This is a genomic window from Aeromonas sp. QDB34 (genome assembly GCF_027705405.1).
Taxonomy (GTDB): domain Bacteria; phylum Pseudomonadota; class Gammaproteobacteria; order Enterobacterales; family Aeromonadaceae; genus Aeromonas; species Aeromonas hydrophila.
On the sequence record NZ_JAPDBT010000001.1, the window covers coordinates 593,548 to 614,277 of the forward strand.

Annotated in this window: 17 protein-coding genes; 5 read left to right on the forward strand and 12 right to left on the reverse strand. The window is 60.1% G+C overall.

Translation table 11 applies throughout. From position 1 onward, the window contains the following. Nucleotides 1–46 precede the first annotated feature (46 nt). From hrpA to OKC29_RS02685, 3 genes are all read right to left on the reverse strand, one after another. Nucleotides 47–3,946 (reverse strand): ATP-dependent RNA helicase HrpA, encoded by a 3,900-nt coding sequence (hrpA, locus tag OKC29_RS02675; RefSeq protein WP_073350344.1) that lies wholly within the window; start codon nt 3,944–3,946, stop codon nt 47–49. Nucleotides 3,947–4,170: 224 nt separating this feature from the next. Beyond that, on the reverse strand, nt 4,171–4,593 hold the full coding sequence (locus OKC29_RS02680) for a CBS domain-containing protein (protein ID WP_017408387.1): 423 nt from the start codon (nt 4,591–4,593) through the stop codon (nt 4,171–4,173). An 84-nt stretch (nt 4,594–4,677) separates the two neighbouring features. After that, entirely contained in the window at nt 4,678–5,748 is a 1,071-nt protein-coding gene (locus tag OKC29_RS02685) for a helix-turn-helix transcriptional regulator (protein WP_011706072.1), read from the reverse strand. A 170-nt stretch (nt 5,749–5,918) separates the two neighbouring features. Between OKC29_RS02685 and OKC29_RS02690 the strand changes: the two genes are divergently transcribed. After that, nucleotides 5,919–6,257 carry a hypothetical protein gene (locus OKC29_RS02690; protein WP_123785020.1) on the forward strand — a complete coding sequence of 113 codons (339 nt, stop codon included), beginning with the start codon at nt 5,919–5,921 and terminating at the stop codon, nt 6,255–6,257. Nucleotides 6,258–6,779: 522 nt separating this feature from the next. Continuing rightward, nucleotides 6,780–8,468 (forward strand): ArnT family glycosyltransferase, encoded by a 1,689-nt coding sequence (locus OKC29_RS02695; protein ID WP_073350346.1) that lies wholly within the window; start codon nt 6,780–6,782, stop codon nt 8,466–8,468. A 187-nt stretch (nt 8,469–8,655) separates the two neighbouring features. On the opposite strand, the gene OKC29_RS02700 is transcribed toward OKC29_RS02695, so the two are convergent. The 4 genes from OKC29_RS02700 to OKC29_RS02715 form a co-directional block, all read right to left on the reverse strand. Continuing rightward, entirely contained in the window at nt 8,656–8,985 is a 330-nt protein-coding gene (locus OKC29_RS02700) for a YbaB/EbfC family nucleoid-associated protein (RefSeq protein WP_011706069.1), read from the reverse strand. A gap of 115 nt (nt 8,986–9,100) precedes the next feature. Beyond that, entirely contained in the window at nt 9,101–11,635 is a 2,535-nt protein-coding gene (dnaX, locus tag OKC29_RS02705) for a DNA polymerase III subunit gamma/tau (RefSeq protein ID WP_073350348.1), read from the reverse strand. A gap of 182 nt (nt 11,636–11,817) precedes the next feature. Continuing rightward, nucleotides 11,818–12,363 carry an adenine phosphoribosyltransferase gene (gene apt, locus OKC29_RS02710; RefSeq protein ID WP_016350746.1) on the reverse strand — a complete coding sequence of 182 codons (546 nt, stop codon included), beginning with the start codon at nt 12,361–12,363 and terminating at the stop codon, nt 11,818–11,820. A gap of 131 nt (nt 12,364–12,494) precedes the next feature. Further along, a complete protein-coding gene (locus OKC29_RS02715) occupies nt 12,495–12,872 on the reverse strand; it encodes a YbaN family protein (RefSeq protein ID WP_011706066.1) in 378 nt (125 codons plus the stop codon). Between the two features lie 218 nt (nt 12,873–13,090). Between OKC29_RS02715 and dusC the strand changes: the two genes are divergently transcribed. From dusC to OKC29_RS02730, 3 genes are all read left to right on the forward strand, one after another. Continuing rightward, on the forward strand, nt 13,091–14,035 hold the full coding sequence (gene dusC, locus OKC29_RS02720) for a tRNA dihydrouridine(16) synthase DusC (RefSeq protein WP_073350352.1): 945 nt from the start codon (nt 13,091–13,093) through the stop codon (nt 14,033–14,035). A gap of 97 nt (nt 14,036–14,132) precedes the next feature. Further along, complete coding sequence (locus OKC29_RS02725) at nt 14,133–14,501, forward strand: TraR/DksA family transcriptional regulator (protein ID WP_073350354.1); 369 nt, start codon at nt 14,133–14,135, stop codon at nt 14,499–14,501. A gap of 94 nt (nt 14,502–14,595) precedes the next feature. Continuing rightward, nucleotides 14,596–15,354 carry a substrate-binding periplasmic protein gene (locus OKC29_RS02730; protein WP_017408381.1) on the forward strand — a complete coding sequence of 253 codons (759 nt, stop codon included), beginning with the start codon at nt 14,596–14,598 and terminating at the stop codon, nt 15,352–15,354. A 46-nt stretch (nt 15,355–15,400) separates the two neighbouring features. Here the strand turns inward: OKC29_RS02730 and rnd are convergent, their stop codons facing one another. From rnd to tsaB, 5 genes are all read right to left on the reverse strand, one after another. Continuing rightward, the gene (rnd, locus tag OKC29_RS02735) at nt 15,401–16,513 is read right to left on the reverse strand and encodes a ribonuclease D (RefSeq protein WP_174892443.1); all 1,113 of its coding nucleotides are present in this window, start codon (nt 16,511–16,513) and stop codon (nt 15,401–15,403) included. Nucleotides 16,514–16,609: 96 nt separating this feature from the next. Further along, nucleotides 16,610–18,286, reverse strand: a complete 1,677-nt coding sequence (gene fadD, locus OKC29_RS02740; protein ID WP_073352452.1) for a long-chain-fatty-acid--CoA ligase FadD — start codon at nt 18,284–18,286, stop codon at nt 16,610–16,612. Between the two features lie 198 nt (nt 18,287–18,484). Next, a complete protein-coding gene (locus OKC29_RS02745; RefSeq protein WP_073350356.1) occupies nt 18,485–19,342 on the reverse strand; it encodes an alpha/beta fold hydrolase in 858 nt (285 codons plus the stop codon). 17 nt (nt 19,343–19,359) lie between these two features. Next, complete coding sequence (locus OKC29_RS02750) at nt 19,360–19,875, reverse strand: Slp family lipoprotein (RefSeq protein WP_073350358.1); 516 nt, start codon at nt 19,873–19,875, stop codon at nt 19,360–19,362. Between the two features lie 94 nt (nt 19,876–19,969). Next, nucleotides 19,970–20,671 (reverse strand): tRNA (adenosine(37)-N6)-threonylcarbamoyltransferase complex dimerization subunit type 1 TsaB, encoded by a 702-nt coding sequence (gene tsaB, locus OKC29_RS02755; protein ID WP_162275690.1) that lies wholly within the window; start codon nt 20,669–20,671, stop codon nt 19,970–19,972. Nucleotides 20,672–20,730 lie beyond the last annotated feature (59 nt).

Consider the following 20,730-nt stretch of genomic DNA (forward strand, 5'->3'; position numbering starts at 1 on the left):
CCAACCGGCCGGCAACACGGCACCGGCCCCTCTCCTTTACAGCAGATTAGCACTGAGCGATAGCGTTCAGCACCCGTTTATCCGACACCGGATAGGGAGTTCCCAGATTCTGGGCAAAAAACGATACCCGCAGCTCTTCAATCATCCAGCGAATATTGGCCACCTCGGTGGGAATAAGCTGGAATTTGGGGATCTTGGCCAGCAGCGCCTTGTACTCCGACTCCACACTGTGCACCTTGAGCATGTAGACCCGATCCCGGTTGGGATCGATGGCGAGCTTCTCCAGGCGCCGCTCGATGGCCCGCAGGTAGCGCAGCAAGTCAGGCAGCCGCTGCCAGCCGGTCTCGGTGACAAAGCCCTTGTGGATGAGGTTGCCGAGCTGCTGCTGGATATCCGACATGGCAAAGGCGGTGTCGAGCTGCATCTTGCCCTTGAGCCGTTTCTTGATCTCATGGGACAGGGTCAGCACGGCTTCCACCTGCTTGGCCACCTCCACCACCGCATCGTTGAGCTCGGCGCGAACATACTCCTTGAGCGCCTCGAAACCGGCCTCGTCCCACGCCATGCCGCCGTGCTGCTCAATCAGCTTGTCACAGCCGCAGGCGATGCAGTCATCGATAAGCTCGGCCACCTTGCCAAACGGGTTGAAATAGAGCCCCAGCTTGGCCTTGTTGGGCAACTTCTCCTGCAGGTACTTGATGGGCGATGGCACGTTGAGCAGTACCAGCCGGCGCTGTCCGGCCCACATCAGCTGCTGCTGCACCACCGGGCTCTCCACCAGCTGGATGGCGACCGAATCCTTCTCGTCTACCAACACCGGATAGGCTTTCACCTCAAACCCGCCCCGCTTCTGACTGTACTCTTGCGGCAGCTCGCCAAAGCTCCACAGGGTGAGACCGGACTGCTCGATATCATCGTCCGCCACTTGTGACAGGGTTTCCTGCACCTTGCCGCGCAGCGACTCTTTCAAGGCCTCCAGGTCTTTCCCTTCCGCTACCTTCTTGTGTTTGTCGTCCACCACCCGGAAGGTGAGCTTCAGGTGATCGGGCACTGCATTCCAGTCCCAGGATTCACGGGGCACGGTCACGCCGGTCATGCGGCGCAGCTGGCGCTCCATCTCGTCCAGCAGCGGCCCTTGCTCGGGGTTGATGCTGGCAAGCAGTGCATCGGCATAGTTGGGTGCAGGCACGAAATTCTTGCGCATCGGCTTTGGCATCGACTTGATGAGGGCCACCAACAGCTCGTGGCGCAGCCCCGGGATCAACCACTCGAACCCCTTCACCTCCACCTGGTTCAGGAGCGGCAACGGAATATGCAGGGTCACGCCATCCGCCGCCTCCCCCGGCTCGAACTGGTAGGTCAACTTGAGCTTGAGGCGCCCCTGCTGCCAGAAGTTGGGGTAGTCAAGATCGCTGATGTGGGCCGCATCCCCCTTCATCAACATCTCTTTCTCGAAGTTGAGCAGCTCGGCGTCCTGCTTTTGCGCCTCTTTCCACCACTTGTCGAAATGGCGGGCGGAGATCACCTCCTCTGGCAAACGGGCATCGTAGAAGCGGAACAGATCCTCGTCATCCACCAGAATGTCGCGCCGACGGGACTTGTGCTCCAGCGCCTCCACCTCGGCCAAGAGCTTGCGGTTGTCACTGAAGAAGCGGTGACGGGTCTCGAAATCCCCCTCCACCAGGGCGCGGCGGATAAACAGCTCACGGCACAGCGCCGGGTCGATACGGCTGAAGTTGATGGTGCGCTCGTTGACCAGGGTCAGACCATAAAGGGTCACCTTCTCCTTGGCCATCACGGCGCCGTTTTTCTTCGACCAGTGGGGGTCGCTGTGATGCAGCTTGATGAGGTGGCCTGCCAGCGGCTCCACCCACTCGGGTTCAATCTTGGCGTTGATGCGAGCATAGAGGCGCGAGGTCTCCACCAGCTCGGCGGCCATCACCCACTTGGGCGGCTTCTTGAACAGACCCGAGGCCGGGAACAGGTGGAAGCGGCCATTACGGGCGCCAAGGAATTCGGGCTTTTCCAGATCCTTGTTGCCGATGTGGCTCAAGAGGCCGGTCAGCAGCGCGCAGTGCACCGTCTTGAAATCCGCCGGTTCATGGTTGGCTTTAAAACCAAGCTCTTTGACGGTCTGACGCAGCTGTAAGTGAATGTCCTGCCACTCGCGCACCCGCAGGTAGGAGAGAAACTCCTTCTGGCACATGCGGCGGAACGGGTTGCTGCCCAGGGCATCCTGCTGCTCTTTCAGATAGTTCCAGAGGTTAACGAAGGCGAGGAAGTCGGAATCCTTGTCCTCAAAGCGCCGGTGCTGCTCGTCGGCGGCCTGCTTCTTCTCCATGGGCCGTTCGCGGGGATCCTGAATGCTGAGGGCCGCGGTGATCACCATCACCTCGCTCAGACAGCCGGTCTGCGCCGCACTGATCACCATCTTCGCCAGACGCGGATCAAGGGGAATGCGCGAGAGCTGGCGACCGGTCTCGGTCAGCTGCAGTTTCGCTTCGCGATCGCCGGTGGCGGGCAGCTCGCGCACCGCTTCCAGCTCTTTCAATAGGGTCAGGCCATCCTTGATATGGCGCGACTCTGGCGGCTCGACGAAGGGGAAGGCCTCCATGTTGCCAAGGCCGAGCGCCAGCATCTGCAAGATGACGGAGGCCAGGTTGGTGCGCAGGATCTCCGGATCGGTAAAGGCCGGACGGCCGTTGAAATCCTCTTCCGAGTAGAGGCGGATACAGATGCCGTCCGCCACCCGGCCGCAGCGACCCTTACGCTGGTTGGCGCTGGCCTGGGAGACCGGCTCGATGGGCAGGCGCTGCACCTTGGTGCGCCAGGAGTAGCGACTGATGCGGGCGGTGCCCGGATCGATGACGTAGCGAATGCCCGGCACCGTCAACGAGGTTTCCGCCACGTTGGTGGCGAGCACGATGCGCCGCCCGGCGTGTTGCTGGAACACCTTGTTCTGCTCTGCGTTGGAGAGGCGGGCGTAGAGCGGCAGCACCTCGGTGTCGCGCAGGTTGAGCTTGCGCAGGGCATCGGCGGTATCGCGGATCTCCCGCTCGCCGTTCATGAAGATGAGGATGTCCCCCAGCCCCTCGCGGGCCAGCTCTTCCACTGCATCGAAGATCCCCTGCAGCTCGTCGCGCTCCTCCAGCCCTTCACTTTTATCACTGGTGAGCGGACGGTAGCGCACCTCCACCGGGTAAGTGCGACCGGAAACCTCGATCACCGGCGCCTTGTTGAAATGGCGGGAGAAACGCTGCGGGTCTATGGTGGCGGAGGTGATGATCACCTTGAGATCGGGGCGCTTTGGCAGCAGCTGCTTCAAGTAACCTAGGATGAAATCGATGTTGAGGCTGCGCTCGTGGGCCTCATCGATGATGATGGTGTCGTACTGGGTAAGCATCCGGTCGTTCTGGATCTCCGCCAGCAGAATACCGTCGGTCATCAGCTTGATGTGAGTCTGCTCACTCACCTGATCGGTAAAGCGCACCTTGTAGCCCACGTAGTGGCCGAGTTCGGACTCCATCTCCTCGGCAATACGGGCCGCCACGGTACGGGCCGCCAGACGACGCGGCTGGGTGTGGCCGATAAAGCCCTTCACCCCGCGCCCGAGCGCCAGACAGATCTTGGGGATCTGGGTGGTTTTGCCCGAGCCGGTTTCACCGGCGATGATCACCACTTGATGCTCTTCAATGGCTTTGGCGATCTCCGCCTGCTTCTGGCTGACCGGCAGGTTGTCAGGATAGGTGACCTTGGGTACGCCCGCCAGACGGGACTGATAACGCGCCTGTGCCGCATCCAGATCGGCGGCGATGGTCTCAAGCACGGCCACCTGTTTGCCATCGGGCAGCTTCTTGGCTCCGTGCAGACGGCTGGAGAGACGGCGGGCGTCGAGATTCATGCAGGCAGAGAGACGGCGGCGCAGCGCCTCGATAGAGAGAGACAAGGTACGAATTCCTTAAAAGAGTGCCCGGCAAGAGGGCCATATCGATAGCTGGGAGAGATCCTAAAGAGCGAGACCGGAGGGTGCAAGCCTTAAAGCGGCCGCGAGGGTGATGAAAGAGACGTTATCCGGGTAGCCAGTTCTTCATGACGGACTCACCATCACCATAAGAAAGAGCAGGCCAGATGCCTGCTCTTTGGATGACAACAGTGCCCCATCAAGCGGGCTCAGGCCCGCGCCTTGCGCACGAAGCAGGCTCCCAGCTGGGCGTGGATGGCCTGCATCACGTCGTGGCGACTGATGACCCCGAGCAGATGTCCCTCTTCCACCACCGGGTAGATCTTGGGTTTTTGCCCCATCATCATCTCGGCCAGCTCCAGGATGCTGGTATCAGGGCCGACGGCCAACACCTCCTTGCGCATCACGTCCCTGACCTGGGCCACCTGTTCGCAGTGGTAGGCTTCTTTCAACATGACGGCGATGCAGTCCTGCTCGGAGACCCAGCCAATCAGATGACCCCGCCCATCCACCACGGGGCCGCCAAGCTGACGGCTGTTGAGAAATTTTTCCACCGCCGCCTGCACCATCATCTCCGCGCTGAAGGTGATGGGCCGAGTCTGCATGTAATCCTTTGCTTTGAGTGATTCCATCGTGCATTCCCCCAACCTGCCTCCCGGCCGGGAGGCGCGAGCCGGGCACTATGTCCGGCTCACTCCAAGCATAGCTTGCATGGATCAGGAGATGGATTGCAGCAACAGCAAGAGCTCGTTCTGGCTGTGGCAATCGGTCTTCTTGAAGACCCCCTTCAGGGTCGAGCGCACGGTTTCCACCTTGACGCCGCGCAGCTCGGCGATGTCGTTGCTGCTGTAGCCCTTGCTCATCAGCACCAGCAACTCTTTCTCACCGATGGTAAGCGGATAGAGACTGGCCAGCGCTTCGATGTCGGGGTTGAAGGAGTGTTCGGGATCCCGCAGCACCACTTCCACATACCGCTCGAAGCGGTTAAGACCGCTCATCAGGGTGCACTGGATCAGCAACGGCCGCAGATTGGGCTGACGGGGAATGGACATATAAGCGCTGGCACCGGGCAGCAGATAGGCAAAGCCATTCAATATCTCTTTGAACTGGCGTTGCTGCTCCTTATTTTGCAGCGAGAAAATACCATTGCCTGCCCGCAACTCCACGTTCTCGTCGGCAATACGATTGAAGGCCACGTTGGAATAATGAATATGCCCTTTGTCATCCACGATGGCGCTGGGTTTATTGTGGTTTTTTACCAGCTGTTGCAGCTGATAGTTCTGGGTTTCCAGGGCCAGCAGGTTCCAATAATGTTGGCTCCAGGCCGCGAGGCCAGAATAAACTTCGCCAAGGGAAGATATTTCCTGGGCGCTGAAATCATCCTGGGTGGCCGCCCGGTAGGTACACAGGCTGCTAAGTCCCCGCCCCTTCACCCGGCAGACACCACCGGCCGCGAACTGGGCGCCGAAGCTGGCCAGCAGACCCGCCGAGTTGGACAGCGTGTTGGCGCTGACGATCCCTTGGCAGCCCTTGTCCAGATAGTGATTGAACCACACATCTTGGCGATGGTGCTGGACGTAGAACTGCTGCTGGGCCTCAGTCAAGCCGCTCGCGAAGAGCTTGATGCCGTCACTCTTGTCATCATCGCGCAACAAGAACAGCGACGAGCTGCCCGACACGTCGGAGCGGAACTGATCCACCACCAACTTAATGTCAGAATCATTAATACCGCACTCATATAACTGGCTTATATAGGGCGATACCCTTTCTTTTACTAATGCCTTCACACCCGAACTCCTAATTCTTATTTTTATTGAAGTGGCATCTTACTCTGCAATGAGAAACGCGAAAAGTAGTCAAATGAACAAAGGTTTTATAACTGATCCATAAATAGTAATGATGAAACGACATAAGCGTCTTCGAAAGCGAAAATCTTAAATCCAAGTTAATGTTTTATATGATCTTTGTCGCTGATGTTGGTTCTGTCTGCAACAAGGCAACAGGCCAGTACCACTGGTCAATTGTGCGCAAAAGCATTCCTCTTGCATCCTTTGTTGCGACAAGTTGCACTGCAGCGACAAAATCATCCCGCCAGCCGGGCCGTTGCCCCAGTTATTCTGGGCCTGCCGCCGGCGCAACGCACTCCGCCATTCGCACGTATCGGCTGCAACTTGTCCAAAGATCTGCGGGCAACCAGCAAGGTACTCTCGGCAACTCGAAGCGCTTCATCTCGACCTTCGTCCCCACCAGCATCCTCAACGTCTTGGTCACCGTGGATCAGCTGGCGGTGATCTGACTGCAGAATGAGCACATCCAAAAAACGCTATCACCTCACTTGCTGTTGACGTCTCCAGTCAAGCAAAGATCCCAACGCAATGCATCTGCTCTGCCTACCTTCGCCATTGCCTCGATACCTGGTGCACCTTCCATCAGGAGTCGCGCATATCGAGCTCCAGAAAACCGATATGAAAAATAAAAACATAGAAGCGGTATCAATATATGGCCGGTATGTTTATCCATGGCTCGTCAAGCACATTGCTGACTACAGATAAAAAAATAAGTGAAGCAATCAATGCATTTATGTTGCAAGTAGCAAAGCAAGACAAAATGTCTCACCAAAATAAAGGTGAACCTCTTAAGCAATATTTGGTAACAACTTGTTCATTAGTATTCATCAGAATATGTGATACTAGATTGAACATCGATTTTTTAGTGTGGTGAGCCTTTATCAATATGGATATTACCATGACCCATTCTCAGACCACGGATGTCAGTCCGTTCGTTATCAAAGCGCAGCCTTGCCTGCCGAGAGGACCTCATGCAGCCCACTAGCACAGCCCCGAATACGCATCTGTACGGATTATTGCTGATGGTGTTGGCCATCACCCTGATGGGTCAGTTTGGGCACCAGTTGTGGACGCCCGACGAGCCTCGCGAGGCAGCCATCGCCTGGGAGATGTTCACCAGCCGTGAACTGGCCATCCCGACGCTGGGTGGCAGCAGCTTCATCGAAAAGCCGCCCCTCTATTACATCCTCACCATTCCCTTTCTTGCCCTGCTGCACGACAACCTCGGCATCACGGTGGCGCTGCGTCTGGTGGGGGCTCTGTGGGCCATGGCAACCCTGCTGTTCACCGGCCTGCTGGCCAGGCGGGTACTGGGTTCCAGCACTGCCGCCCTCTGGTCGGTGATCGCTCTGGGTACCATGGAGGGCTTCATCATGAACAGCCACTGGATCCGGGTCGATACCAGCCTCGCCTTTTTCGTCGCCTTCACCATGTGGGCATTTGCCGAATGGTATCTGGCGGATCGCCAGCACATGCTCTGGTGTGCGGGGCTTGGGCTCTCCCTCTGCTTTCTGGTCAAGGGCCCCATCGGCCCCATCACCCTCTTCTTCGGCTGGCTGGCGCTGTTTTTGCCGGCACTCAAACGCCATCTTGCACACCAGGAGGGAGGCCGCTTCGTGATGCAACACCTCGGCATGACCCTCCTGTTTGTCGCCCCCATCGCCGGCTGGCTGCTGGCCCTGTGGCAGCATCCCGAGGGGGAGTCGCTCTGGCAGCAGTGGTTCTGGCAAAATCAGGTGGGCAGGTTGACGGGCAGCTCGGCCGAACTCGGTCACATCAAGCCCGGCGAATACCTCTTTTATCTTGGCGGGCTGGCCGAATACACCCTGCCCTGGCTGCCCCTGGTGCTGCTCTGGTGCTGGCAGACCCTCAGGCAGAAGCAGTGGAGTGCCTCCCGCCTGTTTCTGCTGAGCTGGGCGCTGGGCACCCTGCTGCTGCTCAGCATCGCCTCCACCAAGCGGACTCTCTACCTCTTTCCACTGATGCCGGTCTTTGCCCTGATGATCGGCCAACTGAGCGTCTGCTGGCCTCGCTGGCTCAATGGTTATGGCCGTGGCTGGACCTTGTTCATGTTCCTGTTTGCACTGGCGCTGCTGATGACCCCCTTTTATCTGCCGCTGTTGCCGCTGGAAATACCCGATAACGTGCTCAGGGTCATCAGTACGCTGGGTTGGCGGCATGTATTTGCGGCCATATTGCTTATCTTTGCGGTAGAACAGTTGTGGCGCTGGCGCGAAATACACGGCGCAACCTTGCTGGCCAGCGCAGCCGGTATTATGTTTATGCTGACGTTTATTCTGGCCTACCCCGCCATTGATGCTGCCAAGAATATGAAAGATGACACCCAGCACTTCTTGTTTAAAATACCGATAAAACAACGCACCAATATTGCCGGCTGGCAATTTGGTGAAACCGAACGCGGATTATTCTCGGTATATGGAAACTGGCAAATAACCAATGTCGACAAGGCCCGCCTCAATGCTATTTTGACCTGCCAGGACCCTGTCTATACCAGCCTGCTCATCAACCAGGATGACCCGCATTTTCAGCTGGCCCAACTGCTGGCAGAGCAGCCTTACCGGCTGCTGGCGACAGGCCACCCCAGGGTGGACAAGGATGCCCGAGCCATCTATTGGGTGAAGGGACGCTGCCTTCCTTGAGAGTACCCTCCTGCATAGCTGGGGTAGCACTTCACAGTTGCGCGCCAGCAGACGACCAAACCAGACCGGCTATCGCCTTGCAAAACGGATAAAAAAACACAGCGGATACATCTCTGTATCCGCTGTGTTGTCTGGTCACGCCGTCATCCGCAAGAAACGCGGTACGGCGCGCTCTGCCAGGCCGAGCTTAGAACGGCATCTTGAAGCCGGGGGGCAGTTGCATGCCGCCAGTCAGTTCGCCCATCTTGCTCTTGTTCTGCTCTTCCACGCGACGCACGGCATCGTTGACGGCTGCGGCCACCAGATCTTCCAGCATCTCTTTGTCATCTTCCATCAGGCTCGGGTCGATCTCGATGCGGCGCACGCTGTGGCTGCCGGCCATGGTGACCTTGACCATGCCAGCGCCGGCTTCACCAACCACTTCCATCTGGGCAAGCTGCTCTTGCATCTTCTGCATGCGCTCTTGCATCTGTTGGGCCTGTTTCATCAGGTTCCCCATTCCACCTTTACCAAACATATGTCGTCTCTCGTCTTGAAATCCGGCATCCAGCGCCGGGCCGTGGGTTTACCCGTCCTAAGTGGGGACAGCCAAACCATTTTTCAACCGGGCACCAGGCCCGGCATGGTGTTTGTCAGCGACTCAGCGGCTCTATGCTGTCGTGGTGAAGCACGGCGCCAAATCGCTGCTGCAAAAATTGCACGTTGGGATCCTGCTCCAGATCCCGGGTGACCTGCTCACGCACCCCGAGATAGAGGCGGTGCTCTATTTCCAGCGGCGTTTCCTGCTTAGGCACGTTGCCCAGCGTGACCTCCACCTGCACCGGTTGCCCCAGCTCGGGGCCGATGATCTCGGCCAGATCGGCGCGCGCCCTGTCGCTAATCAGATGGCGCTGCTCCGGTTTGAGGGTCAACAGCACCTTGTCCCCCTGCTGGCTCATGACCGAGTTGATGGCCAGCTGACGCAGCCGACCACCGACACCGGTGCGGGCAATCAGCTCGGCCCAGGGATCGCCACAGCTGTTCAGCAGGGAGGACGGGATCAATCTGGCCGCCACTTCTCCCGCTTGCGGCTGGTTGTCACCCTCCAGCTCGTCCCAGTCGATGGTCTCCATCACCGAGACCGCAGGCACCGGCTCGCTGGCAACGACCTCGCGAGGGACCGTCACAGGAGCCGCAACAGGCGCAGCGCTAACCTGCCGAGATGCACTACCGTCCAGATCCCAGGGCGGTAGATCGTCTGACTGAGGACGTGCCACGGCCGCGGGAACAGGCGCCGGCGACAAAGCCTCGGCAGTCCGCTCCGGCAGAGGTGCGCTGGCAAACGCATCGCTGAAACCTTGGCTCAAATACTCTTCGTAGTCGCTGCCGCTCTCTTCATAGGCATCGAGCGGCGGCAAGTCGTCATACCCCGTCTGCGGGGCTGGCCGGGCAGACGCCTGCCCTTGCCCATCAACCCGCGCCGGTTGCGGCTCGAAAGCCGGGGCTGGCGTGGCGGCGGCAGGTTGCATCACCGTTGCTGGTTTGGCGGGGGCCGTGCGCACAGAGGTGGTCGCCGCCGACGGTTCGCTGCGCAGACGACTGCGCAGCAGATTGCGCTTGCCAAGCAGGCTTTGCATGCTGGAGACCGTCGAGGGAACGGCCTCTGCGTCGGCCACCACCTCGGCCTGCGGGATTGATTCGGGCTTGGACTCGGCCATGACAGGCACTGAAGGGGGTGCCACAGACGGCTCTGCCGGCAGGTCGCCGGACGCGGCCGGCAACGTCCCCGCCTCGTAGCCCATCTGCTCGGCCTCGCGCAGCAACTCATCCTGCTCGGCAAACAGCGGATCCAGCTCGGCGCCGTTATCCTGTCTCTCCAAAGCTGGCTCGACAGCAGCTGGCTCGGCCATCACCACAGGGGCAATAGTCGCGGCAGGCGCGGCGGCTGCAACCGCAGACGAAGCCTGTGGCGCTGCACTGGCAGCCGGGGCCGGCTCAGCCCCCTGGGGCTTTCCCGGCGCCGCTGCGCCACTTCTCGCCTCTGTCGCCAACCCTCCCATGGCGGGGGGTAGCGCCGTCAGGCTGGCGGGGTGCAGTACTTCACGCCGGGGCGAGAAGGCCAGCATCCGCAGGCAGGTCATCTCCAGCGCGGTGCGGCCATCCGGTGCCCAAGGCAAGTCTTTACGGCCGCCCAGCACGATTTGATAGCAGAGTTGCACCTCTTCCGGGCTCATGGCCTGGGCCAGCTGCAGCAGGGCATCGGCGTCCGCCCCCTGCTCCTGCACAGTCGCCGGCAGCAGCTGCGCCATGGCGATGCGATGGAGCAAGCCTTCCAGCTCGGCGTGCAGCTGATCAAAGTCGGGGCCCAGGGTGGCAATTTCGGTGATCTTGGCCATGGTGGCCGGTGCATCCTGGCGCAGCACCGCCTCCAGCAGCTGGTGCAGATGGCGATGATCGAGCGTACCCAGCATGGCCAGCACGCTATCGAGGCGCACGCTGCCATTGCCGTGAGCCAGCGCCTGATCGGTCAGACTCAGGGCATCGCGCATGCTGCCGTCGGCCGCCTTGGCCAGCGCCAACAGGGCGCGCGGTTCAAAGGGTTGCCCCTCCTGATCCAGCACCCATTCGAGCTGCTTGGCGATCTGGGTCTGATCCAGACTCTTCAGATGAAACTGCAGGCAGCGCGAGAGGATGGTGATCGGCAGCTTCTGCGGATCCGTGGTGGCCAGCAGGAACTTCACATAGGGGGGCGGCTCTTCCAGGGTTTTCAGCAGCGCGTTGAAGCTGTGGCGCGACAACATGTGCACTTCGTCGATGAGATAGACCTTGAAGCGGCCACGGGCCGGTCGGTACTGCACGTTGTCGAGCAGTTCGCGGGTATCTTCCACCTTGGTGCGCGACGCCGCATCAATCTCCAGCAGGTCGACGAAGTTGCCCTGATCGATCTCGCGGCAGGTGTCGCACACCCCGCACGGGTGGCTGCTGATCCCCTGCTCGCAGTTGAGGCTCTTGGCCAGGATGCGGGCGATGGTGGTCTTGCCGACCCCGCGGGTGCCGCTCAGCAGATAGGCGTGATGCAGCCGTCCCTGATCCAGGGCGTTGGTCAAGGCGGTCAGCACATGATGCTGGCCTACCACTTGTTCAAACGTATGGGGGCGCCATTTACGCGCCAGAACCTGATAGCTCATAGATCTCGATGCAGGGATGACAAGGCATTGAGGCTGGATGCTAACACAAATGCGGGGCGGGCTGTATCGGCTATCGGCCAGGGCGGGAGGGATCGCTTGAATTTCAAACCGATGCCCGTACGGGCACCGGTCTGGACGCAGGCAAGGCTGACGAGACCTGCCTGCTTGGTGAGACTGAAGGCTTATTCGCCCGGCAGTTCGACCAGAGAAACCACCTTGACGCCGGCGGCAGTCAGGCGGGCATCACCACCGAGGGACGGCAGGGAGATGATGAAGGCGGCATCAACCACTTCACCGCCAGCGCGGCGAATGAGCTTGACGGTAGCATCGACGGTGCCGCCGGTGGCCAGCAGATCGTCCACGACCAGCACCTTGTCACCGGGCACGATGGCGTCGGTGTGCAGTTGCAGGGTGTCGGTGCCGTATTCGAGGGCATAGGACTCTTCGATGACGGCGCGGGGCAGCTTGCCCGGCTTGCGAACCGGCACGAAGCCCAGACCCATGGCGTAGGCTACCGGCGCGCCGAAGATGAAGCCGCGCGCTTCGGTACCGACAATCTTGGTGATCCCTTGATCACGATAGTGATTGGCCAGCAGATCGATGGTGGCCTTGAAGGCATCGGCATTCTCGATCAGGCTGGTGATGTCGCGAAACAGGATGCCCGGCTTCGGATAGTCGGGAATGGTCTTGATGCTCGCTTCGATAAATTTCAGGGTTTCCGGATTCATGGTTTGACCGTTTGTTTTTCGACGCAGATGGTCGTTTCTCTCAGCTTCCCGCCAGCGGGAAATAAAAAGGCCCGTCACGCAAAAATGACAGGCCGACTCCATAGCATTATTGCCGCAATAGCTTAGGGACTTCACTTCTCCATTGCAACTGGCTCCAGCACCGGCAGACGCATTAACCAGGTGAGCAGGATCACCATTATGGCAATGAGCAGCAGCCTGACCCACAGCAGGGGGACCACCGCCAGCGACACCGAGAAGGAGAGCAGAATGAAGAGGATGGCACGCCGCCGCGCATGGCGGCGAATGCCGCGATACTGCTGCCAGTCGGCAATGGGCGGCCCGAACCAGGGGTGCGCCAGCAGCCAGCGATGAAAGCGAGGGGACGAGCGGGCAAACAGGGCCGCCGCCAGCAGCATGAAGGGCGTGGTCGGCAACAGGGGCAGCACGATGCCGATGATGCCGGTCACGAATGCCAGCCAGCCCAACCCCATCAAACACCAACGTTTCATCGCAGCCCCTCTTGCATGCCCTTGAGTCATCCTAACAGGATCCGTCCCCATGTTGACAACGATTCCCATTATCACGGCAATTGATGCCCTGAATTGCGCTGCTTGCACACCAGTCATGGCCTGAACCTGCCCATTCCCGTGGCATGACGGCTGACAACCTGCCCCGTTACCACTACAATCTGCGCTCTTTTTTCTCTGTTTGCCCTTCGGAACCGGTTATGCGCGTTATTTTGGCCCCCATGCAGGGGGTGCTGGATCACTTGATGCGGGAGGTGCTCACCTCCGTCAACGATTACGACCTCTGCGTCAGCGAATTCATCCGGGTGGTCGATCAGCTGCTGCCGGCCAAGGTGTTCCATCGCCTCTGCCCCGAGCTCAAACAGGACGGCAAGACCCGGGCCGGCACCCCGGTGCGGGTACAACTGCTGGGCCAGCACCCCGAATGGCTGGCCGAAAACGCGCTGCGGGCCATCGAACTCGGCTCCCCTGGTGTCGATCTCAACTTCGGCTGCCCTGCCCCCACGGTCAACAAGAGCAAGGGGGGCGCCGTGCTGCTCAAAGAGCCCGACACCATCTATCGCATCGTCAAGGCGGTGCGCGGAGCGGTGCCTGCTCATCTGCCGGTGAGTGCCAAGATCCGCCTCGGCTACGATGACAAGGAGCTCTATCTGGAAAACGCTCATGCCGTTCATCAAGGCGGCGCCAACGAGCTGGCCGTGCACGCCCGCACCAAGCGCGAAGGCTACAAGGCGCCGGCCCACTGGGAGTATGTGGACGCCATTCGCCGTGCCCTGCCCATTCCCGTCACCGCCAACGGCGAGATCTGGGATCATGCGGATGCCCTCGCCTGCGCCCAAGTCTCCGGCTGCGACACCCTGATGGTAGGCCGCGGCGCCATCTCTCTGCCCAATCTGGCCAACGTGATGAAGACCGGCTGTGCCCACATGAGCTGGGCCGAGGTGCTGCAGCTGATGGTGAGCTACACCGAGCAGGACTTGGCGAGCGAGAAGGCGGACTACTACCCGAGCCGGATCAAGCAGTGGTTCAGCTATCTCAAGCGGGAGTATCCCGAGGCGGATCGGCTGTTTGGGGAAATACGGGTACTCAAGGAGACCCATCCCATCCGGGATGCCTTGCTGCAGGCGTCGAAAACTGTGATCTAACCGTCCTTTACTTGACGCATATCATCTTGATAATCCTGTCGCTTCCCTATACTGCCCCAGATTCGTAATTCGTCTGTTGGGGGCTAGTGTGTGTGAAATGACGCAAGCTCAGTTGGCCGTGTGGCGTGATCGCCTGCTGACTGACTGGGCGCAAGTAAGAGAAGAGCTGATCGGTCAGCTCAAAGCCTGTCGGCGTGACGAGTGGGCAGAGAAGGTGGATCACTGCGAGCGGGATCAACTGGTTGATCTGACCAGCCGCCTCGATTTGCCCAAGGTGGAGCAGAGCGTGGCTCGCCTCAAGCGCATCGATGCCGCCCTCTGTCAGATGGATCTGGGCCTCTATGGCCTCTGTTCCGACTGCGAGGAGCCGCTGGCCATCGAACAGCTGGAACAGGACCCGACCCTGCAACGCTGCCCACACTGCGAAGCCCGCTATCGCAAGGGATTCCACGCCCACGAACTCTGAGGGATGCACGTCCGTGCATCCTCTCCTACGGGCTGGTCAGCCCGACATTTCTATTCAATAATCAACAACAACCACGCTGAACAGGGACATCTCCGTGTACAGAGTCTTGTTGTTATGGTGTTTGTGCTGCTCCGCCTGGGCGCAAGAGTCGTTGCTGGTAGGCTGGTCAAGCTGGCACCCGTTCAGCTTTCGCGACGAACAGCAGCAACTGCAGGGGCTGGATATCGACCTGCTGGAAGCCATCTTCAACCGGGCTGGGTTTCACGCCAACTACAGCGAGATGCCCTGGGCCCGCGTGCTGCGCGAGCTGGAATTCGGCACCATCCAACTGACCATGTCCGCCAACCAGACCGCCGAGCGCGACCTGTATGCCCGCTTTACCCTGCCCTATCGCAATGAAGAGACAGTGCTGCTCATCCGCCGTCAGGACAAGGGGCGCTGGCAGGAGATAACCCAGCTCTCCGACTTGCTCTCCCGACCGGACTTCACCATCGGCTTGCTGCGTGATTTTGATTACGGCACCGATTTTCGCACCTTCATGCAGTCACCCCAGATGCAGCAGCGACTGCTGGTAAGGCTCAAAATGGAGCCGCTGATCAAGCTGCTGCTGGCTGGCCGGATCCAGGGGGTTGTCATGGACCCCATGGGATTGCAGCAGCTCAATCTGGCCGGGCTCCCCCTCGATCAGCTGACCACCCTGCTCGACATCCAGCAGACCCCGGTCCACCTGATGTTGAGTCGTCGCACCACCACGCCGCAGCAGTTGCAACGGCTTGATGAGGCGATCCGGACCCTGCTGCAAAGCCCGGAGTACGGGCAGATCCTGGCTCGCTACCGCTATCCGCTGCAGTAACACCGGCAAAAAAAGGGGCCCCAAGGGCCCCTTTTTTATCTTGTGATCACTGTGCCAGCAAATGGCCAACCAGTTCATGGCGCCAGCCTTGCAGCAGCATCGGCTTGTCGGCCCGGGCGCGCTCTTCATCGCTCATGCGCCAGCTCCAGGTGAAGTACTGGTGAATGATCTTCTTGCTGGCCACCAGCTCGGGCGGAATGTTGCTGGCCTTGGCCTTCTCTTCCACCATCCCCTTGATGCGCTTGAGCTCGGCCTTGTACTGGGGGTAGTCCACCAGCCGACGAATGGGCTCGGGCCAGCTGTCGGGATCGCTCTGCTGGGCCGCGGCCACGATGTCGAGCATCCGCTTGCCGTGGATCTTGATCTCGATGGGGGCCAGCCCCAGCTCGTTCAGATCGCGCAGGGAGGTGGGTCTGCGCTCCGCCACCTTGAACAGGTGCAGCTCTTTGACCACGAAGTTGAGGGCCAGATCACGGCGCACCGCCTCCTGCTGACGCCAGGCGGCCAGTTCACGCAGGATCGCCAGCTCACGGCGCCCCAGTTGCCAGGCATTGACGATGTCGAGATAGGCCTGGCGGGGATCGCTGGTCTGGGTCTTGCGGGCGGAGTGGTTCTGACACTCCTGCTCGAACCAGGCGAACTTGCCGCTTTCATGCAGCTTGGCCATCACCTTCTCGTAGAGTGGCAGCAGATAAAACACGTCGGCCGCTGCGTACTCGAGCTGACGGGGAGTCAGCGGGCGCGCCAGCCAGTCGGTGCGGGCCTGATCCTTTTCCAGCTCCACCGCGAGAAACTCGTTGACCAGGGCGCCAAAACCGACCGATACCCCGTAACCCAGGAAGGCGGCGGCCAGCTGGGTGTCGTGCATTTGGTTGGGCAGATGGCCCGCCTGATGCTGGATCAGCTCCAGATCTTCACCGGAGGCGTGCAAGATGGCGATCTGCCCTGCCCGGCCAAGCCGTTGCCAGAGGGAGGAGAGATCCAGCGTCAGCGGATCCAGCAGTGCCAGATGCTCACCGTCATAGATCTGGAACAGGCCCAGCTGGGGATAGTAGGTGCGGGTGCGAACGAATTCAGTATCGATGGCCAGGGGAACGTCGGCCAGGGAGGCGAGATACTGCTCCAGTTCGGCTTGCTGTGAAATGAGTTGATAGTGCATCTGTGCCTGCGCGTTGATCAGGGCCAAAAGAAAAAACCGTGGGCTGACCCACGGTTTTGCATAACGACGGCAGGCTGCTTGGCAGCGCCACGCCGGTTACTGCTTGGCAATCTCCTCGTCGCGCAGCACGCGGCGCAGGATCTTGCCCACATTGGTCTTGGGAAGTTCGTCACGAAATTCTACCAGTTTCGGTACCTTATAGGCAGTCAGATGTTTGCGGCAGTGAGCAATAATCTCGTCTTCCTGCAGCTTTGCATCTTTCTTGACCACGAAGATCTTCACCAGCTCGCCGGAGATCTTGTGCGGCACGCCGACGGCGGCCACTTCCAGCACTTTCGGATGCAGCGCCACCACGTCTTCAATTTCGTTCGGATAGACGTTGAAGCCGGAGACCAGGATCATGTCCTTCTTGCGATCGACGATCTTGAAGAAGCCCTGCTCGTCGCACACCGCGATGTCACCGGTACAGAGCCAGCCATCCTGCATCACCTCGGCGGTGGCTTCCGGCCGCTGCCAGTAACCGCTCATCACCTGCGGGCCGCGCACCTGCATCTCGCCGGGTTTGCCAAGCTCGTGGATCACCTGACCTGCATCATCCACCAGACGAATGTCGGTGGAGCAGACCGGCAGGCCGATGGAGCCGTTGTAGTCGAGCAGATCATAGGGGCAGACGCTCACCAGCGGCGAACATTCGGTCAGGCCATAGCCTTCCAGCAGCGGCGTATCGGTCAGCCCTTTCCACTGTTCGGCCACCGCCCGCTGCACCGCCATGCCGCCACCGATGGTCAGCTTCAGGCGGGAGAAGTCCATCGACTGGAACTCACCGTTGTTGACCAGCGCATTGAACAGGGTGTTGACCCCGGTGATGCAGGTAAAGGGATACTTTCTGATCTCTTTGACAAAGCCCGGGATGTCGCGTGGGTTGCTGATGAGCAGGTTGTAACCGCCGATCCGCATGAACAGCAGGCAGTTCACGGTCAATGCAAACACGTGGTAGAGCGGCAGTGCGGTGACCACAAACTCCTTGCCACGTTCCAGCATGGGGCCATAGACGCCGAGGCACTGCTCCACGTTGGCAATCATGTTGCGGTGGGTCAGCATGGCCCCCTTGGAGAGGCCGGTGGTGCCGCCGGTGTACTGCAGGAAGGCCAGATCGTCGTTGTTGATCTCGGGCTTGATGTACTGCAGATAGCGGCCCTTGGCCAGCGCCTGGCGCATGGTGCTGGCGTGGGGCAGATTGTATTTGGGTACCAGCTTCTTGACGTATTTCACCACGAAGTTGACCAGGGTGCCCTTGGCCAGGCCCAGGTTGTCGCCCATGCGGGTCAGGATCACGTGCTTGACCGGGGTGTCGTAGACCACTTTTTCCAGGGTATGGGCAAAGTTGGAGACGATGACGATGGCCTTGGCGCCGGAGTCCTTGAGCTGATGCTCCAGCTCGCGCGGGGTGTAGAGCGGGTTGACGTTGACCACTATCATGCCGGCACGCAGGATGCCGAACACCGCGATGGGGTACTGCAGCAGGTTGGGCATCATCACGGCGACCCTGTCACCCTGGCTGAGCTTGAGCTCGTTTTGCAGGTAGGCGGCAAAGGCGCGGGACTGCTCTTCGAGGCGACGGTAGGTAATGGTCTGCCCCATGTTGACGAAGGCAGGCTGGTCGGCGAATTCGTTCACCGACTCTTCAAACATTTCGACCAGGGAGCTGTATTGGTCTGGATTGATCTCGGCGGGCACCCCTTCTGGATAACGCTTCAGCCAGACTTTTTCCACGAACTTCTCCTGCATAACTAGCACCTGTGCGCTCACTGTGTTGCCTCCGTCCCTGTTCACATCCATTTCAAGCAGTTGTTTTAAGCTCATACTCTAATGCCGCCCATATTTACATAGGGCAACATCAATTAACAGCAAATTAACAACGGAAAAATGTGAGGGAGAAGACAAACCTGGAATTATTGAAAGCCGTCGATTCTACCGAATTTGACAAAATTTTTCGATACAAACCGCGGTCACTGCCGAATTTTCCATATGAAAATGGTGGTTTCCCGCCAAAACGACCCGCTCTATGTGGGCAAATGCGGCATGACGCTGTTGCCACTGCGCCTGCAGGCTGGCAAAACCCTCTGCACCGGCGATAAACAGCACAGGACAGGTAATGGCCCGGATCAGCGCCTGGGCCTGCCCTTCGCTCATGCGCATGGGGGAAAGATCCCGCAAACGGGGATCGCTGCGCCAGTGCCAGCGCCCTGCCCGCGCTTCCAGTTGTCGCTCGCAGATGAGGCGTGCCGAATCCGGGCCAATGTCGGCCAACTTGCAGCGCGCCGCCACCGCTTCATCGATGGACGCAAAGCCCAGGGAGGCTCGCTCACGGGTGCGACTGCGATTCAGGATGGCGCGGCGCAGTTGCTCCGGCACCGCCTCGTCGGGTTGGCTCAGAGGCCCGAGCCCCTCCAGCAGGATGAGTCGCTCCACCTGCTCGGGAAAGACCCCGGCATAGGCGGAAGCGATCAAGGCCCCGAGGGAGTGGCCAAGCAGCGTGAATGCCGTCCAGCCCGCCGCTTGGGCGATCTGATAGAGATCATCCAGCCAGTCGACGAAGACATAGGGCGTGCTCTTGTGATCCGAGTGACCGTGCCCCGGCAGATCGATGCAGACCAGCTGAAAGTGGGTCAGATAGGGAGCAAGGGGCACAAAGCTCGCACTGTTGTCGAGCCAGCCGTGCAGCGCAACCAGCAAGGGTTTGCTGGTCTGCTCACCCGGCACTGGCTGACTCTCAAGCAAGGCCACCCGACGGCCATCGGCCAGGGTCAGGAAGCGCTCCTGCAGCATGGTCTTCACTCCCGGTCCTAGCGGCGCAGCGGCCGTCTCGGCCAGTAGGGATCATAGAAGGGGTCGTAGAAGTAGGGATCCACATAGCGAACCTCTACCTCCTTTACCGGCGGCCACAGCTTGCTGCCCGTCACCTTGAGCACCGAGAAGCGGTATTTGTGCTCGCCTATCTGGCTGTCGAGCGGCTTGTCGATGGTGCCGAGCACCGTCAGGCTGCGCCCCTTGGCATAGAGGGTCGGGTCGACAAAACCCTGCATGATGGCCAGAAAACGGCCCGGACTCTGTTCGGTCTGCTCCGGCACCCCGTTGGACTTGAGCGGCAGATAGACCACCTCGATGATGCTCTGATCCGCCTTGTTGTGTACCGCCGAGATGACCCCGCTCCAGCGGGCCGGTTTGCCCTCCAACCCGGCAAGGGCCGGCTGGTAGGCCACCAGCTGGTTGGCGGGCTCATAGGCCAGCTCTTTCGGGACCGAGCTGCAGGCACCGAGCAAGAGCCCTGCGGCCCCGATCACCATTGCACGCTTCAACATGTCACGCTCCTCTGGCCGGATGAAACCGGCTGTCAACCACCCGCAATGGGGCATGTTCCCATCGGCGTGAGCGACATGCCTGCCACTCCCGCCCTTATTCGCGACCCGGCAGCTTCTTCCAGGTCACCTTGTCACGCAAATAGACCGGGGTCGCCCGCTCCACCGCCACCGCCTCACCAGCCAGCCAGGCGCTGCGCGCCAGCGGCAGCATGTCTTCTGCCGCCGGGAAACGTACCTGACTCGCTACCAGCTCGTCGGCCAGTGTAGACAGCGCATCACCATAGGTCTCAAAGCCGGTACCCACCCGGGTGAAGCGGCCTGGCTGCTTGCCACGCGCCTCCACCAGTGCGGCCGGGTCGCTCACCACCTCGTCGCCTACCAGCTGCATGCGGCCATCGACCAGCTCATAGCGGCCGAAATAGACCTCGTTCATCCGCGCATCGATGGCGGTCAGCACCTGTTCGGCACCATCCAGACGATGGGCACCTTGCGCCATGGCGGCCAGGGTGGAGATGCCGATCAGTGGCACGCCGGCCCCAAAGGCCAGGCCCTGCGCCACACCGATGCCGATGCGCACCCCGGTAAAGGAGCCGGGACCACGACCAAAAGCGATGGCATCGAGCTCATCCAAGGTTATCCCGGCGTCGTCCAACACAGCCTGAACCATGGGCAGGATCTTGCGGGTGTGATCCCGCGGCGCCTCCTCCCAGCGGGAGAACACCTGCTCCCCCACCAGCAAGGCGGCGGAGCAGGCTTCGGTGGCGGTATCAACGGCCAGGATCTTCAACTCGTTCATGCTTTCCAATCTCTATAAAATCAGTCAATTACATAATCTGCAAGCAGACGGTGCCAGCA

Coding starts and splice junctions, on each gene's coding strand:
- OKC29_RS02680 (WP_017408387.1), bottom strand. CDS start 4,593: ATGGAATCACTCAAAGCAAAGGATTACATGCAGACTCGGCCCATCACC.
- OKC29_RS02690 (WP_123785020.1), top strand. CDS start 5,919: ATGATCTTTGTCGCTGATGTTGGTTCTGTCTGCAACAAGGCAACAGGC.
- OKC29_RS02695 (WP_073350346.1), top strand. CDS start 6,780: ATGCAGCCCACTAGCACAGCCCCGAATACGCATCTGTACGGATTATTG.
- OKC29_RS02700 (WP_011706069.1), bottom strand. CDS start 8,985: ATGTTTGGTAAAGGTGGAATGGGGAACCTGATGAAACAGGCCCAACAG.
- dnaX (WP_073350348.1), bottom strand. CDS start 11,635: ATGAGCTATCAGGTTCTGGCGCGTAAATGGCGCCCCCATACGTTTGAA.
- apt (WP_016350746.1), bottom strand. CDS start 12,363: ATGAATCCGGAAACCCTGAAATTTATCGAAGCGAGCATCAAGACCATT.
- OKC29_RS02715 (WP_011706066.1), bottom strand. CDS start 12,872: ATGAAACGTTGGTGTTTGATGGGGTTGGGCTGGCTGGCATTCGTGACC.
- dusC (WP_073350352.1), top strand. CDS start 13,091: ATGCGCGTTATTTTGGCCCCCATGCAGGGGGTGCTGGATCACTTGATG.
- OKC29_RS02725 (WP_073350354.1), top strand. CDS start 14,133: ATGACGCAAGCTCAGTTGGCCGTGTGGCGTGATCGCCTGCTGACTGAC.
- rnd (WP_174892443.1), bottom strand. CDS start 16,513: ATGCACTATCAACTCATTTCACAGCAAGCCGAACTGGAGCAGTATCTC.
- OKC29_RS02745 (WP_073350356.1), bottom strand. CDS start 19,342: ATGCTGCAGGAGCGCTTCCTGACCCTGGCCGATGGCCGTCGGGTGGCC.
- OKC29_RS02750 (WP_073350358.1), bottom strand. CDS start 19,875: ATGTTGAAGCGTGCAATGGTGATCGGGGCCGCAGGGCTCTTGCTCGGT.
- tsaB (WP_162275690.1), bottom strand. CDS start 20,671: ATGAACGAGTTGAAGATCCTGGCCGTTGATACCGCCACCGAAGCCTGC.